Genomic DNA, 12,824 nt, shown 5'->3' with positions numbered 1-12,824 from the left:
CGCACGATGAGCGCGCCTTTATGATCGGAGCAGATCATGAATAACAACAACAACGAAAAAAGCCTTCGCAGCATCGAAACAAACGGGGTCGAACAGATCCCGGATCATGAGCGTGACGCCCGACCCAGCGATCTGTTTCGCTTGATCTTCGGCGGCGCCAATACCTTTGCCACCGCCGTGCTCGGCAGTTTCCCGGTGCTGTTCGGTCTGTCGTTTCAGGCCGGTGTCTGGGCAATTGTGCTGGGCGTGGTGGTCGGTGCGCTGATCCTGGCGCCGATGGGCCTGTTTGGCCCCCTCAACGGCACCAACAACGCCGTGTCTTCTGGTGCGCACTTCGGCGTGCACGGGCGGATCGTCGGCTCCTTCCTGTCGTTACTGACGGCTATCGCGTTCTTCTCGCTCTCGGTGTGGAGTTCGGGCGATGCGCTGGTCGGCGGCGCCAAACGCCTGATCGATCTGCCGGAAACCGACCTGACGCTGGGCCTGGCCTACGGCTTGTTCGCGCTTCTGGTGCTGACAGTCTGCATCTACGGCTTCCGCTTCATGTTGTGGGTCAACCGCATTGCGGTGTGGGCCGCGAGCCTGTTGTTCCTGCTCGGCATCTTTGCCTTTGCCCCCGCCTTCGACAGCCAGTACGCCGGCAGCGTGGTTATGGGTCAGGCCGGGTTCTGGGCGGCGTTCATCGGCGCAGCACTGGTGGCCATGAGCAACCCGATTTCCTTCGGTGCGTTCCTCGGCGACTGGTCGCGCTACATTCCTCGAGAAACGCCGAAGGGCCGCATCATGTTTGCGGTGATCGCCGCGCAACTGGCGACGTTGATTCCGTTCCTGTTCGGCCTGGCCACCGCGACCATCGTGGCGATCCACGCCCCCGATTACATCGCGGCCAACAACTACGTCGGCGGTCTGCTGGCCGTGTCGCCGAGCTGGTTCTTCCTGCCGGTGTGCCTGATTGCGGTGATCGGCGGCATGTCCACCGGCACCACCGCGCTGTATGGCACCGGGCTGGACATGTCCAGCGTGTTCCCGCGCTTGCTGTCACGGGTCAAAGCGACGCTGCTGATCGGCGTGCTGTCGATTGCTTTCATCTTCATCGGTCGCTTCGCGGCGAATCTGGTGCAGAGCGTGTCGACCTTCGCCGTGCTCATCATCACCTGCACCACGCCATGGATGGTGATCATGATCATCGGCCTTGTGGTGCGTCGCGGCTTTTACTGCCCGGATGATCTGCAAGTGTTCACTCGCGGCGAACAGGGCGGGCGCTACTGGTTCAGCCACGGCTGGAACTGGCGCGGCCTGGGCGCGTGGATCCCGAGCGCGGCAGTGGGTTTGTGCTTCGTCAACTTGCCGGGGCAGTTCGTCGGCCCGCTGGGTGAATTGGCCGGTGGCATCGACATCAGCCTGCTGGTGACCCTCGGCCTGGCTTCGCTGCTGTACCTGATGCTGCTCAGCCTGTTCCCGGAACCGCCGGCGGTGTACGGCCCGAAGGATGCGCGCCGTGAAGGCGGAGTAAAACCGGCACTGCGTCAGGCTGCCTGAGTAGCAAAGAATTTCTGAAGGATTGGAGTTTTTGTGGCGAGGGAGCTTGCTCCCGCTCGACTGCGCAGCAGTCGCAGAGCATCGGTTGAGTTTCACTGAAGAAACTCGGTTGCAAGACTTGGGGCCGCTTCGCAGCCCAGCGGGACGGTGCGACGATTCGACAAGCTCCCTCGCCACAACAGCCCGCCACAGCAACGCAATTCGGCCTCACCATAAAAAAGACAATCGGAGACACGCCACCATGGCTTTGGATTTATTCGTCGTCCTCATCTACGCCGCCGGCATGCTTTTGCTCGGCTACTTCGGCATGCGCAAAGCCAAGACCAATGAAGACTTTCTGGTCGCCGGTCGCAACCTCGGGCCGAGCCTGTATATGGGCACTATGGCCGCCACGGTTCTCGGTGGTGCATCCACCGTCGGCACTGTGCGTCTGGGTTACGTGCACGGGATTTCCGGTTTCTGGCTGTGTGCGGCGCTCGGTTGCGGCATCGTCGCGCTGAACCTGTTCCTCGCCAAACCGCTGCTGAAACTGAAGATCTACACCGTCACCCAGGTGCTGGAAAAACGCTACAACCCGATGGCCCGCTCAGCGAGCGCGGTAATCATGCTGGCGTACGCGCTGATGATCGGCGTGACCTCGATCCTCGCCATCGGCACCGTGCTGCAAGTGCTGTTTGACCTGCCATTCTGGGTCTCGGTACTCGTCGGTGGTGGCGTGGTGGTGATCTACTCGGCCATCGGCGGCATGTGGTCGCTGACCCTGACCGACATCGTCCAGTTCATCATCAAGACCGTCGGTCTGATGTTCATCCTGCTGCCGATCTGCCTGTACCGCGTCGGCGGTTGGGACGAGCTGGTGCTGAAACTGCCGGCCACGGCCTTCAACTTCACCACGATCGGCTGGGACACGATCATCACCTACTTCATGATCTACTTCTTCGGCATCCTGATCGGTCAGGACATCTGGCAACGGGTGTTCACGGTCAAAACCGCCAAAGTTGCGCAGTACGCGGGCAGCATCGCCGGCATCTATTGCATCGTCTACGGCCTCGCTTGCGCGCTGATCGGCATGGCGGCGCATGTGCTGATCCCGGATCTGGACAACGTCAACAACGCCTTCGCCGCCATCGTCAAACTGTCGCTGCCGGACGGCATCCGTGGCCTGGTGATCGCTGCGGCACTGGCGGCCATGATGTCCACCGCCAGCGCCGGCCTGCTCGCCGCTGCCACCACACTGACCGAAGACCTGCTGCCGAAGCTGCGCGGCGGCAAGCCGTCGAGCTTGCGTATCAACCGTCTGTTCACCTTGCTGACCGGTATCGTCGTGCTGGGCATCGCGCTGGTGGTGAATGACGTGATCAGCGCGCTGACTCTGGCCTACAACCTATTGGTCGGCGGCATGCTGATTCCGTTGATGGGCGCGATTTTCTGGAAGCGCGCCACCACCGCCGGCGCCATCGCCAGCATGGGCCTGGGCTTCGCCACGGCGCTGTTGTTCATGTTCAAGGATGGTCTGGATGCCAACACGCCGATCTATTACAGCCTCGGTGTGGGCCTGGTGAGTTTTGTGCTGGTCAGTCTGATGTCTCGTCGCCCGGCCATCGTCGCCAGTGCGATTTAAGCTGAAGCAATAGCAACAAGTTTCTTCGACGGGTGTGGCGTCGGTTGCCACACCCGTTTTTTTTCGCCTGCACAAAGCAAAAAATCGCAGCCTTCGGCAGCTCCTACACTGATTTCTGTAGGAGCTGCCGAAGGCTGCGATCTTTTGATCTCTAAATCGTGCGACCCTTCAGCCCGGGGGCATTACCGCCGACGTTGCTGACGCCGACGCTGTTCGTCATCGGTGCGAATCGGGATCGGTTGCATTGGCGGTTCGATCAAGCCCAGAGCAACACCCAAATCGTGCAGCCAGTTTTGAATTTTCTCTTTCATCGTCATGCCCCCTTCAGGGTAGTGCTGAGCGGCCGGAATTCTGAGGTCGCTTCGCACTGATAATAGTCCGAAGTCCTACGCAATGCTCGGGCAAATCCGCAATGATCTGTTACTGAATTGATCAGGATTGGCCCAAAGCCTTACGCAGACGCCGGCGTACCCACTGCTCGGCGCTGACAAAAGTGATACCGAGCAGCACCAGCACCGCGCCGGTGATGAAGTTCAGGCTCAGCTCTTCGCCGAGCAAGACCACGCCGAAGGTCACGCCGAACAACGGCGTCATGAACGAAAACACTGCCAGGTTGGCCGCCAGATAACGTCGCAGCAGCCAGAACCACGTCAAGTAGCTGAAGAACGACACCACCAGCCCTTGAAACAGCACGCTGCCCACTGCTACCGCTGTCAGGCTGACATGGGTGATCTGCCCGCTGAGCAAAGCGATCGCCAGCAAACCGATGAAGCCGACAATCAACTGGTAGAACAGCGTCAGCGTCACCGGCGCTTCCGACAGGCGCGAGGCGCGCACGACTACGGTGGTCGCGCCCCAACTGGCCCCGGCCAGCACGCCGAGGGCATCGCCGAGCAGCATGCGCCGGTCAAGGTTGTCCCACGACACCCCGCCGGCAAACGCGATGGCGATGCCGACAAACGCGAGGAAAATCCCCAGCCACTGCACCGGCCGCAGGCGTTCACTTGGCAACAGAAAATGCACGCCCAATGCGGTGAAAATTGGCGCGGTGTAAAGAAACACCGACATGTGCGCCGCCGTGGTCAGTTGCAAGCCTTCGGAGATAAACAGGAACTCCAGACCAAACAGCCCGCCCGCCAGCAGCCCACCCTTCCAGGTGCTGCCGACCTGATCCCATCCGCCCTTCCAGCAGATCAGCAGCCCTACGAGTAACGCGGAAATCCCCGAACGCCCCGCCGCCTGCATCACCGGCGCAATGTCAGTCGCCGCCCATTTGATCAGCACCTGCTGCACGCCCCAGATCAGGCACAGACCGATCATCACTTGCAAGGCAAAACCGTCGGCATTGCGCCGAGTGATGCTCATTGCCAACCCTCGAGAAAACACAACATGGTGGCCATCCAATGGTCAAAAACAGTGCCGAGGATTATCAGTCAGTCAGACAGAAAAAGCCGTCTGGGAAAGACATTTAGTTCTTCGGGAGCGTCAGCGGTGAATGGCTGCCACAGTGTCCGCGTCGTATTCAGAATTTGCGACCGACCACAAAACCTGTGGGAGCTGGCTTGCCAGCGATGAGGCCCGCAAAGGCCAAACACATCATGAGTTCGAACCAGAAACCTTCCGTGCGACCAAAAACCCCACCGTACAAGCCACCGCCGTAGCAAACGTCCCCCACGCCCAATCCATCAACGACACTTGCACCGACCAGCCGCGCAACGTCGCCCAATTGGTCAGATCATAAGTGCCGTACGCCACCAGCCCGAGCAGTGCACCCATGCGCGCGGCGCTCTGCCAGGTCAACGCCGGCAACACCACGAACATCAGGCAACCTAAAACGTACAGGCAATAAAAAACCGCTGCTGGCACCAGCAACGGTTTTTCGAGCATCAGCGGACCAAGCAGTTCGCGATAGGTCGGCGCCATCAGGACGCCGAGCCAGAGCCCGTCGAGCATTAGAAATGCCGCCAGCGTGGCGACATAGGCAATCAAATTTCTCTTCATCACGCCGCCCTCTATGTCTTACATGGGGCCGGCGGTGATCAGGTTAGTTCAATGCGATCCGCATGAATGACGATTTTGCCATCCTTGTACAACGCACCGATGGCCTTCTTGAAGTTGCCCTTGCTCACGCCGAACAGGCTGCTGATCAACGCCGGATCGCTCTTGTCGCTGACCGGCAAGGTGCCGTTGTTGTCGCGCAACTTGGTGAGGATCTTCGAGTTCAGGCTGCTCGCCGCTTCCTGACCTACCGGTTGCAGGCTCAGGCTGATCTTGCCGTCGGCGCGCACTTCCTTGATGAAACCTTTTTCGCTCATGCCGGCACGCATGAACTTGAAGATTTCGTTCTTGTGGATCAAGCCCCAGTGCTTGTTGTTGATGATTGCCTTGAAGCCCATGTCGGTGGGTTCGGCAACCAGCAAGTCGACTTCCTGACCCACGCTGTAGTTGGCCGGGGTCTTGTCGAGATAACGATCCAGACGCGCTGTGGCGGTGATGCGGCGGGTATGTTTGTCGAGATAGACGTGCACCACGCAGTATTCGCCAGCCGTCATCTGACGTTTTTCTTCGGAATACGGCAGCAATAGATCCTTCGGCAGCCCCCAATCGAGGAACACACCGATGCTGTTGACTTCAACTACTTTCAAACTGGCAAATTCACCGACCTGAACTTTAGGCTTTTCAGTGGTGGCGAGAAGTTTGTCTTCGCTGTCCAGATAAATGAAAACGTTGAGCCAATCTTCATCTTCGCTTGGAATATCTTTAGGGATATAACGGTTGGGCAAAAGAATCTCGCCATCGGCACCGCCGTCCAGATATAAACCGAAGTTAGTGTGTTTAACCACTTGCAAACTGTTGTAGCGCCCGACTAAAGCCATTTCCAATACCCTCATTGCGTGGGCGGCATTCTACCCGTTTTTGCCCGGTGGGATCGCTGGCAGATCCGTGGTCGGCAGAAAATCTGCTGTAGAGCTTGAGAATCAAGCGTTTACCGTGGGCCAGCCGCCGCTCGTCAGACCAGCGTCAGCGCTTGCCGGTGGCTACGCTCACCTGCATCACGCGCAAATCTGCTTAATGTTGTTATTTAAAACAGCAGGTTAGCGCAATATTCCGGTTAATTAATCGAGAATATCTCAGTGACGGGGTGGGTTATTCCGGGGGATATTTACCAAGCAACTGTCAAGTATTTCCTGTACGATGCCTGGCCGAGTTACTTTTCTACAGGTTAATGGCCGCCATGCGTGTAAAAGCATCCACCAGCAAAGCAAAGCCAGCTCCAGCCGTTGAAACCAGCGAATCGATCAACAATCAGATCGCAGCGTTTCTGAAGTCCGGCGGTGAGATTCAGCAAATTGCCAAAGGCGTCAGCGGCCAGACGTTCGGCCCGTCCAAGCAGATCAGCCTGGGCAAAAAGTAATACCGGAATACCCCCGTCCAGAGACGCTTTGCGTTTCGAAGCGTCTGGACTGGAACCGCGCAACACCCTCCTCGCTTTAAACATATTCCAAATCAATAACGCATAAATCGACGAACGGCCCTCAACGCCGATCATTCGTCGGTATCCTTGCACGCGTCTGGATCAAGCGTTTCAGCAGGTTTTTATCCCCTGCGCTCGCTGCTCATGGAGTGACGCATGCTCAAAACCATCTGTTTATTTCTCGCAAGTCTGCTGGCCTCAATGACTGCGCACGCGCAGATTTTCCAACGCGAACTCGGCGACTTCGACCTCAAACTCGGCACCACGCCCAGCCGCAGCATGGCTGAAGGCCTGGTCAAACCGTCAGCGGTCGGCTCGTTTCACGGCGGCCTTGATCTGACGCACAACAGCGGCCTGTACATCGGCCAGTGGTCGCCGAGCATGGGTATCACCCCGGGGAAGAATCTGGAAATCGACTCCTACGTTGGCTTCAAGCAACCCTTCGACCAGACCCTCGGCTACGAAATCGGCATGATTCATTACAGCTACCCGAAGGTCGATACCCTCGACAGCCAGGAGTTGTTCGGTGGCCTGACTTTGCTCGGCAGCCGTTTCGGCGCTGCATTCAGCAACGACCCGGATAAACAGAACAGCACGCTGTTCGCCGACCTCGGCGGCAACCAGCCGTTCGGCATCGGGATCAGCATGAAATACACCACCCATGAGCTCACCACACCGGTTTCGGTGGACGGCGGTTATGTCAGCAGTTTTACCGATTGGTCGGTGAAATTTTCCCGGCCGTTCATGGGCGTCGATCTCGACCTGACCTACAGCAATTCGAGCCTCAGCGGCAGCGACTGCTCGGCCTACTCCGGGCATAACAGCGAGTGCGACGGACTGGTCACGCTCAAGGCCCAGCGCACGTTCTATTGATCGGCTGAACTGCCGGGCCCATCCTGCGTTCAGATGAGAGTCAGTTTCCCGAAGCCAGGCTTACGCAAGGATTCGCCCATGTCTCGCTGGTGCAAAAACATCGCCGTTCTGCTGATTGTTTCCCTCGCCCTCGGCGCTTGCAGCCGCGTTGGCCTGGCCTACCGCAACCTTGACGTGATCATTCCGTGGACGCTCGGCGACTACCTGGACATGAACGGCGAGCAAAAAAGCTGGTTCAACGAGCGCCTGCGCGAACACCTGAGCTGGCACTGCAGCACGCAACTACCGGGTTATCTCGACTGGCTGGACCGCTTGCAGGTGATGGTCGAGACCAATCAGGTCACCGACGCCGCGCTTCAGGCCCGCACGCTTGAGGCCAAAAAGGCGATTGCTGAAACGGCACAGGAGATCACTCCATCGGCCATCGAATTGCTGCAAGGTCTGGACGACAAGCAGGTCGCGGAGATGAACGATGCGTTCGCCAAGGATCAGCGCAAACGTGAGCAGGAATACCTCAAGCCGCCGCTGGCACAGCAGATTGCCGAACGCAGCGAGCGCATGCAAAAACGCCTGAATGACTGGCTTGGCCCGCTGAGTAAAACCCAGCAACAACGCGTGGTGAGCTGGTCGACTGCGCTGGGTGATCAGAACACCCAGTGGATTGCCAACCGCGTGCATTGGCAGAAGCAGTTCAGTGCGGCGGTTGCCCAGCGCAAGAGTGCAGAATTCCCACAGCGGATCGAGACGCTTCTGGTCAATCGCGAGAGTTTATGGACGGCGGATTATCAAAAGGCCTACGCCGATACCGAAGCTCAGGCGCGTTCGCTGTTTGTGGACTTGATGGCGGAGAGTACGCCGGAGCAACGCCAGCGGTTGTTGAAGAAGATTGAAGGGGTGCGCAAAGACTTCAATGATCTGAAATGCCTCAAAGCTGCAAAACAGAGCTAAAGATCAAAAGATCAAAAGATCGCAGCCTGCGGCAGCTCCTACAGGGATTGTGTAGGAGCTGCCGCAGGCTGCGATCTTTTGATCTTGCTTCTAATAAAACTCAGGCAATCTGCGCCTTGGAAGCCACTTCATCAAACGTCCCTTCCGCCAGCGCATCTTCCTGATCATCCAGCACCTGACGCGGGTGATCATTCCCGGGAATGCTGCTGTCGATCATGCTCAACAGGCTGGAGCCGCGCGGGGTCAGGCTGAAGTTGTTACCGGTGCTGCCCTCATCTTCCCCACGTGGCCCAATGTAACCGCGCAGCAGCAACATCCGTTCATAGTCACAGGCCAGCGTTTTCAGATGATCCAGATTATCGATCGGCTCGCCTGCCGCAGCTTTTGCTGCCGCATAATCTTCGGCGACAGAGCGCGGCGCAAAGCTGTGGCCGGCGCCGTTCTGCACTTCATGCAGCAAGCGCTCAATCAAATCCCAGTTATAAGTCGTCATCCTGATACAACCTCCGGTGCGCGTGATTAATGGCGCGTTCATAGGTTGTGACCGGAGCCAACCGTAGCCGTTCAGCCGCATTCGTCGCTGCGACCGACCGGCGGTCTGTCGAATTGCGACACCGCCAGACGACTAGGCTGTGAAAGACGGTTCAACCTCGCAGGAGATTTCTCCATGAACGTTCAGAATCATCCGGTGGTGTCGCGCGAAGAATGGCTCGCCGCCCGCATTCAACACTTGGCAGACGAAAAAGCCTTCACCAAGGAACGCGATCGCCTCAGCGCACAACGCCGAGCGTTGCCTTGGGTAAAGATCGACAAGGACTATCAGTTCCAGGGGCCGCAAGGAGAGCTGAAACTTGCCGACCTGTTCGGCAAACACAGCCAACTGATCATTTACCACTTCATGTTCGCCAAGGGCTGGGAGGAAGGCTGTCCTGGCTGCTCGTTTCTTTCCGACCACATCGACGGCGCCAATCAGCATCTGGCGCATCACGATATTGCGGTGGTGGCGGTTTCCCACGCGCCGTTTAACGAATTCCAAGACTTTAAACGCAGGATGGGCTGGAAGTTTGACTGGGTTTCGTCAGAAGGATGCGACTTCAACTATGACTTCGGCGTGTGCGCCCGCGCTGAAGATGTTGCCGAAGGAAAGGCTACGTACAACTACGAAAAAACTGACAGCGCCGAGGAGGAAATGCCGGGGCTGAGTGTGTTTTACCGTGATGATAAAGGTGAGATTTTCCACACCTACTCTACCTACGCCCGCGGTCTCGACATGCTGGTCGGCGCCTACAACTACCTCGACCTCACGCCCAAGGGCCGGAATGAGGACGAGATCATGGAGTGGGTGCGGCATCATGATCGGTATGAGGGCGGTGCTAAATCGAATTGCTGTCATGAGGCTTAGTCTTCAAACCCACTGTAGATGCAATTCCGCTTGTTTAACACCTCACCGGCGTTGCTGCATCTCTTACACCTTTTATCAACATATGGTCCCGGTGGCGACGAGTGGGTTCAACGACGCATTTGAATGTGCGATGCTAAGTCAATCATGTCGTCAGGTCTGCGGCCGACTACAATTGCCAGATACAGATTTCAGGAGGCCCATATGGAAAAGCTGAGTTTGCAAACCAAAAAAACCTGGTTCGCGAAGCACCGTAAGGCCAATTTCGCGGCCAGCCTGCGCTTGGAAGGCTTTGTCCCATCCCCGTCCGATGGCGATATCAAACTGCCGACCAGAGACGCGGCATTAAGAGCCGTCCGGCTCGTGAAAGTTTGAGCGACGACAAGTATGGCACCGACCAGGCCCCGGATTGCTATCCGGGCACTGATGTCCTGATCAATCTACTCGACTTACGTAATGCCGAAGACCTTGATGAGGCAGAGCGCTACATCAACGAGATGGCAGCTGCGCAGTTGGAGTTCGTCTTACCCCCATACAGCCTCGCGACTTTGAAACAGGTGCATCGCACACTGTTTGAAAAAGTCTACGCGTGGGCCGGAGAAATTCGAACACTGGCGATCAGCAAAGGCAGCACCAGATTTTGTAGCCCTGAGTTCATTGAAAGTCAGATCGCCAAAGAGTTTTCGAAGATGGCTGCTGCAGGCTGGTTCGAAAGCTACTCACGGGACCAATTGGTCTCAACAGTCGCCGAATCCTACGGCACACTCAACGTGGCTCACCCCTTCAGAGAAGGTAACGGTCGCACGCAACGCATTTTGTTCGAATTTATCATTTTCAACGCAGGCTATCTGATCGACTGGGGATCGGTCGAGCGTGAGGAGTGGATCGACGCATGCATTCATTCGTTCCACTGTGACGACAGCCTCCTTGAAAAGATATTCGACCGATGCATCGGCGCGTCAATCCTGTAAGTCGAACGCAAGCTCACTGAACTTTCCCCGCGCAAAACTCCTCAACCGGTTAACCCGCCTTAACCGCAACTGAGGCCATCCCATGAAAACCCTGATCAAGCTCACCCTCGCCGCTACCCTCGCCTGCGCCCTGCCCGTCTGGGCTTGCACGCCGGAAGAAGCCACCGCTAAACGCGAGCAACTGGCCAAGGAAGTCACCAAACTGACTCAGCAGAATCCGGCCAAGGCCAAAGAGATCAACGCCGAGTTGCAGAAGATGGACTTGGGCACGGCGAGTGCCGATCTGCCGGACAGGTGCCAGTTGATTGATCAGCGTCTGAAAGAGCTGGGTACGGCTGAGAAAAAGACCGAGGGTTAACCACAAGATCAAAAGATCGTCCGATCGCGGCCCGAGCCTTCGGCAGCTCCTACAAAATCGGTATGGGGCTGCCGAAGGCTGCGATCTTTTGATCCTGATTATGCATCAGTGCATTTATATATTTGCACAAACGCATATTGACTACTAGGGTTACCTCGAGCCAGAGCGGAATCGCCACCAAACATGGCAAACCTTGAACGCCGCTGGCTCGGCAACAACGCTACACACGCACAAGCTGGACGCTTGTTTTCACTCATGGAGGATTGAAAAATGTTAACCACTGAAACAACCCGATTCACCGGCGACACACTGCCCAACTGCCTGGTCGGTCATCTTCTCGACGCGCAACTGGTCGAAGTCGAAGCCGCCCCTCAGGCCCGAGCATTGGCTGCCGCCAGTCTCAACTTCAGCATGCAGCCGCAAACCCAGACCAACTGGTGCTGGGCCGCGGTTTCTGCCTCGGTCGGCAACTACTACGGCACCGGGTCCTGGACTCAGTGCGGGGTGGCCAGCAGCGAACTGGATCGCAACTGCTGCAATCAGCCTGGCCCGTGCAACGTCTACGGCTATCTGGATTCCGCCCTGCGCACCACGCGCAGCTACAACGGCATGAATCAGGGCTCGCTGCAGATGTCGGCCATTCAGAACCAGATCAACATGGGCCGTCCAATCGGCTTGCGTTGCGCCTGGTACGGCGGCGGCGCGCACTTTCTGGTGATCTATGGCACCAATGGCAACTACCTGCTGATCGCGGATTCGATCTACGGTTACTCGACCCGCGCGCTGAACTCGTTCCCCGGTTCGTACAACGGCGGCGGCAACTGGACCAACACTTACTTCACCGTGAAAAACTGAGGAGGGCTACATCATGCAACTGACTTATCCAAAGGCGCCCTCCAACGGCGTACAAACCCTGCGTCCGGCCCTGCAAGCCGCGCTGCAAACCCAAGGCTTTGGCGTTAATCGGCAGTTCGCCGCTGCGGCTCCGGCCAAGATCAGCCTGAGCGAAGCCTACCGCGGCTACTCGCTCAGCCTGGACGATCTGAGCAACGGCAAAGGTCTGAAAGAAGCCAAGGTTGGCGACTGGCATTACATGGTGTTCGCCGACGGCGTGACGATTGCGGACGCGCAATTGGCCGACGTTCGCGGTCACGTCGAGTTCGCCTCGCTGAACCACGGGACGCTGGCCGCGGCCACGGTGGATGCGCTGAAGCTGGCGGAACAGTCGCCGCAATTGCACGGTAAAAGCGTCGAGCTGCGGGTGCTGTTCATCTCGGCACTGCACGTTGTGGCGATCTGGCTGCATGCCGCCGGTGAAGATGTGCTGATCCCGATCGAGCCGACGCCCAAGGAACTGGCGGTCACTCAGTTGTACAGCGAAGCGGCCCTGCTGGCGCAGCTCAAGCCCGCGGCTGATCAGGCGCGTCAGCGCTTCGACTCTGATACCAGTGGCCTGCTGGGGAGCTGATAAACCCCAGATCGAGTAGGAGGCGGATTTACATCCGCCGTCCTCTCACACCACCGTACGTACGGATCCGTATACGGCGGTTCAAGCTATGCGGCTAAGCCGGTTTATCGTATCCAGTACCGAGACCAACCCAAGTTGATCCCATAGCTTCTTCGGCAGCGCCTGATTCATA

At 57.8% G+C, this 12,824-nt stretch carries 16 protein-coding genes and 1 pseudogene; 11 read left to right on the top strand and 6 right to left on the bottom strand.

Annotated features, from left to right (window positions below):
• Window positions 1-36 precede the first annotated feature (36 nt).
• Both ACP7BN_RS14115 and ACP7BN_RS14110 read left to right on the top strand, forming a co-directional pair.
• Complete coding sequence (locus ACP7BN_RS14115; protein ID WP_426204825.1) at window positions 37-1,539, top strand: purine-cytosine permease family protein; 1,503 nt, start codon at window positions 37-39, stop codon at window positions 1,537-1,539.
• A gap of 241 nt (window positions 1,540-1,780) precedes the next feature.
• Window positions 1,781-3,160, top strand: coding sequence for a sodium:solute symporter (locus ACP7BN_RS14110; protein WP_426204823.1), 1,380 nt, complete (start codon window positions 1,781-1,783; stop codon window positions 3,158-3,160).
• A 182-nt stretch (window positions 3,161-3,342) separates the two neighbouring features.
• On the opposite strand, the gene ACP7BN_RS14105 is transcribed toward ACP7BN_RS14110, so the two are convergent.
• From ACP7BN_RS14105 to ACP7BN_RS14090, 4 genes are all read right to left on the bottom strand, one after another.
• Window positions 3,343-3,471, bottom strand: a complete 129-nt coding sequence (locus tag ACP7BN_RS14105; protein ID WP_420647890.1) for a PA1414 family protein — start codon at window positions 3,469-3,471, stop codon at window positions 3,343-3,345.
• A gap of 121 nt (window positions 3,472-3,592) precedes the next feature.
• Window positions 3,593-4,525, bottom strand: coding sequence for a DMT family transporter (locus ACP7BN_RS14100; protein ID WP_426204821.1), 933 nt, complete (start codon window positions 4,523-4,525; stop codon window positions 3,593-3,595).
• A gap of 231 nt (window positions 4,526-4,756) precedes the next feature.
• A complete protein-coding gene (locus ACP7BN_RS14095; protein WP_426204819.1) occupies window positions 4,757-5,161 on the bottom strand; it encodes a DUF2177 family protein in 405 nt (134 codons plus the stop codon).
• Between the two features lie 38 nt (window positions 5,162-5,199).
• The gene (locus tag ACP7BN_RS14090) at window positions 5,200-6,036 is read right to left on the bottom strand and encodes a S1 RNA-binding domain-containing protein (protein WP_420647885.1); all 837 of its coding nucleotides are present in this window, start codon (window positions 6,034-6,036) and stop codon (window positions 5,200-5,202) included.
• 350 nt (window positions 6,037-6,386) lie between these two features.
• On the opposite strand from ACP7BN_RS14090, the gene ACP7BN_RS14085 reads away from it, so the two are divergent.
• From ACP7BN_RS14085 to ACP7BN_RS14075, 3 genes are all read left to right on the top strand, one after another.
• Window positions 6,387-6,575, top strand: a complete 189-nt coding sequence (locus tag ACP7BN_RS14085) for a hypothetical protein (RefSeq protein WP_186532130.1) — start codon at window positions 6,387-6,389, stop codon at window positions 6,573-6,575.
• 216 nt (window positions 6,576-6,791) lie between these two features.
• A complete protein-coding gene (locus tag ACP7BN_RS14080) occupies window positions 6,792-7,508 on the top strand; it encodes a TorF family putative porin (protein WP_426204816.1) in 717 nt (238 codons plus the stop codon).
• Window positions 7,509-7,586: 78 nt separating this feature from the next.
• Window positions 7,587-8,456, top strand: a complete 870-nt coding sequence (locus ACP7BN_RS14075; RefSeq protein ID WP_426204814.1) for a DUF6279 family lipoprotein — start codon at window positions 7,587-7,589, stop codon at window positions 8,454-8,456.
• A gap of 100 nt (window positions 8,457-8,556) precedes the next feature.
• Here the strand turns inward: ACP7BN_RS14075 and ACP7BN_RS14070 are convergent, their stop codons facing one another.
• Window positions 8,557-8,949, bottom strand: coding sequence for a transcriptional regulator (locus tag ACP7BN_RS14070; RefSeq protein WP_420647882.1), 393 nt, complete (start codon window positions 8,947-8,949; stop codon window positions 8,557-8,559).
• 174 nt (window positions 8,950-9,123) lie between these two features.
• On the opposite strand from ACP7BN_RS14070, the gene ACP7BN_RS14065 reads away from it, so the two are divergent.
• From ACP7BN_RS14065 to ACP7BN_RS14040, 6 genes are all read left to right on the top strand, one after another.
• Entirely contained in the window at window positions 9,124-9,858 is a 735-nt protein-coding gene (locus ACP7BN_RS14065; protein WP_426204813.1) for a DUF899 domain-containing protein, read from the top strand.
• A 201-nt stretch (window positions 9,859-10,059) separates the two neighbouring features.
• Window positions 10,060-10,230 carry a YhfG family protein gene (locus ACP7BN_RS14060; protein WP_420647880.1) on the top strand — a complete coding sequence of 57 codons (171 nt, stop codon included), beginning with the start codon at window positions 10,060-10,062 and terminating at the stop codon, window positions 10,228-10,230.
• The gene (locus tag ACP7BN_RS14055) at window positions 10,227-10,826 is read left to right on the top strand and encodes a Fic/DOC family protein (RefSeq protein ID WP_420647879.1); all 600 of its coding nucleotides are present in this window, start codon (window positions 10,227-10,229) and stop codon (window positions 10,824-10,826) included. The genes ACP7BN_RS14060 and ACP7BN_RS14055 overlap by 4 nt, the downstream gene beginning before the upstream one ends.
• A gap of 82 nt (window positions 10,827-10,908) precedes the next feature.
• Window positions 10,909-11,184 (top strand): hypothetical protein, encoded by a 276-nt coding sequence (locus tag ACP7BN_RS14050; RefSeq protein ID WP_426204812.1) that lies wholly within the window; start codon window positions 10,909-10,911, stop codon window positions 11,182-11,184.
• Window positions 11,185-11,454: 270 nt separating this feature from the next.
• Window positions 11,455-12,039, top strand: a complete 585-nt coding sequence (locus tag ACP7BN_RS14045) for a papain-like cysteine protease family protein (RefSeq protein WP_426204811.1) — start codon at window positions 11,455-11,457, stop codon at window positions 12,037-12,039.
• 13 nt (window positions 12,040-12,052) lie between these two features.
• Entirely contained in the window at window positions 12,053-12,652 is a 600-nt protein-coding gene (locus ACP7BN_RS14040) for a hypothetical protein (protein WP_426204810.1), read from the top strand.
• 81 nt (window positions 12,653-12,733) lie between these two features.
• On the opposite strand, the pseudogene ACP7BN_RS14035 reads toward ACP7BN_RS14040, so the two are convergent.
• Window positions 12,734-12,824 (bottom strand): annotated as a pseudogene (locus ACP7BN_RS14035) (group II intron maturase-specific domain-containing protein); the annotation flags it as partial.

It is taken from the genome of Pseudomonas sp. TWP3-1 (assembly GCF_049896625.1).
GTDB lineage: Bacteria > Pseudomonadota > Gammaproteobacteria > Pseudomonadales > Pseudomonadaceae > Aquipseudomonas.
The sequence above is the reverse complement of the archived record's forward strand: the minus strand, read 5'-3'. Positions and strand labels throughout refer to the sequence as shown.

Excerpts from the sequence above, each read along its gene's own strand:
- ACP7BN_RS14115 (WP_426204825.1), top strand. The coding sequence starts at position 37 with ATGAATAACAACAACAACGAAAAAAGCCTTCGCAGCATCGAAACAAAC.
- ACP7BN_RS14110 (WP_426204823.1), top strand. The coding sequence starts at position 1,781 with ATGGCTTTGGATTTATTCGTCGTCCTCATCTACGCCGCCGGCATGCTT.
- ACP7BN_RS14105 (WP_420647890.1), bottom strand. The coding sequence starts at position 3,471 with ATGAAAGAGAAAATTCAAAACTGGCTGCACGATTTGGGTGTTGCTCTG.
- ACP7BN_RS14100 (WP_426204821.1), bottom strand. The coding sequence starts at position 4,525 with ATGAGCATCACTCGGCGCAATGCCGACGGTTTTGCCTTGCAAGTGATG.
- ACP7BN_RS14095 (WP_426204819.1), bottom strand. The coding sequence starts at position 5,161 with ATGAAGAGAAATTTGATTGCCTATGTCGCCACGCTGGCGGCATTTCTA.
- ACP7BN_RS14090 (WP_420647885.1), bottom strand. The coding sequence starts at position 6,036 with ATGGCTTTAGTCGGGCGCTACAACAGTTTGCAAGTGGTTAAACACACT.
- ACP7BN_RS14085 (WP_186532130.1), top strand. The coding sequence starts at position 6,387 with ATGGCCGCCATGCGTGTAAAAGCATCCACCAGCAAAGCAAAGCCAGCT.
- ACP7BN_RS14080 (WP_426204816.1), top strand. The coding sequence starts at position 6,792 with ATGCTCAAAACCATCTGTTTATTTCTCGCAAGTCTGCTGGCCTCAATG.
- ACP7BN_RS14075 (WP_426204814.1), top strand. The coding sequence starts at position 7,587 with ATGTCTCGCTGGTGCAAAAACATCGCCGTTCTGCTGATTGTTTCCCTC.
- ACP7BN_RS14070 (WP_420647882.1), bottom strand. The coding sequence starts at position 8,949 with ATGACGACTTATAACTGGGATTTGATTGAGCGCTTGCTGCATGAAGTG.
- ACP7BN_RS14065 (WP_426204813.1), top strand. The coding sequence starts at position 9,124 with ATGAACGTTCAGAATCATCCGGTGGTGTCGCGCGAAGAATGGCTCGCC.
- ACP7BN_RS14060 (WP_420647880.1), top strand. The coding sequence starts at position 10,060 with ATGGAAAAGCTGAGTTTGCAAACCAAAAAAACCTGGTTCGCGAAGCAC.
- ACP7BN_RS14050 (WP_426204812.1), top strand. The coding sequence starts at position 10,909 with ATGAAAACCCTGATCAAGCTCACCCTCGCCGCTACCCTCGCCTGCGCC.
- ACP7BN_RS14045 (WP_426204811.1), top strand. The coding sequence starts at position 11,455 with ATGTTAACCACTGAAACAACCCGATTCACCGGCGACACACTGCCCAAC.
- ACP7BN_RS14040 (WP_426204810.1), top strand. The coding sequence starts at position 12,053 with ATGCAACTGACTTATCCAAAGGCGCCCTCCAACGGCGTACAAACCCTG.